Consider the following 1,097-nt stretch of genomic DNA (forward strand, 5'->3'; position numbering starts at 1 on the left):
CTTTAAAACATCTTTGGCGTTGTATGGTTAAGCCTCTCGGGCAATTAGTATGAGTTAGCTTAACGCGTCACCGCGCTTCCACACCTCACCTATCAACGTTGTGGTCTCCAACGACCCTTTAGTGGACTTAAAGTCCAAGGGATGACTCATCTTGTGGCCGGCTTCCCGCTTAGATGCTTTCAGCGGTTATCCGTTCCGAACATAGCTACCGGGCAGTGCCATTGGCATGACAACCCGAACACCAGCGGTTCGTTCACTCCGGTCCTCTCGTACTAGGAGCAACTCCACTCAATCATCCAACGCCCACGGCAGATAGGGACCGAACTGTCTCACGACGTTCTAAACCCAGCTCGCGTACCACTTTAAATGGCGAACAGCCATACCCTTGGGACCGACTTCAGCCCCAGGATGTGATGAGCCGACATCGAGGTGCCAAACACCGCCGTCGATATGAACTCTTGGGCGGTATCAGCCTGTTATCCCCGGAGTACCTTTTATCCGTTGAGCGATGGCCCTTCCATACAGAACCACCGGATCACTATGACCTACTTTCGTACCTGCTCGACGTGTCTGTCTCGCAGTTAAGCTGGCTTCTACCATTACACTAACCGTACGATGTCCGACCGTACTTAGCCAACCTTCGTGCTCCTCCGTTACGCTTTAGGAGGAGACCGCCCCAGTCAAACTACCCACCAGACACTGTCCGCAATCCCGATTCAGGGACCTACGTTAGAACATCAAACATACAAGGGTGGTATTTCAAGGACGGCTCCACGATAACTGGCGTTACCGCTTCAAAGCCTCCCACCTATCCTACACATGTAGGGTCAATGTTCAGTGCCAAGCTATAGTAAAGGTTCACGGGGTCTTTCCGTCTAGCCGCGGGTATACGGCATCTTCACCGCAATTTCAATTTCACTGAGTCTCGGCTGGAGACAGCCTGGCCATCATTACACCATTCGTGCAGGTCGGAACTTACCCGACAAGGAATTTCGCTACCTTAGGACCGTTATAGTTACGGCCGCCGTTTACCGGGGCTTCGATCAAGAGCTTCGCTTGCGCTAACCCCATCAATTAACCTTCCGGCACCGGGCAGG

At 52.8% G+C, this 1,097-nt stretch carries 1 rRNA gene; it reads right to left on the minus strand.

Annotated elements, in window-relative coordinates:
* Positions 1 to 23: 23 nt before the first annotated feature.
* Positions 24 to 1,097, minus strand: a 23S ribosomal RNA gene (locus ABGI61_RS16730); the annotation flags it as partial.

This window comes from Rheinheimera fenheensis (genome assembly GCF_039871805.1).
In the GTDB taxonomy this organism is placed as follows: domain Bacteria; phylum Pseudomonadota; class Gammaproteobacteria; order Enterobacterales; family Alteromonadaceae; genus Alishewanella; species Alishewanella fenheensis.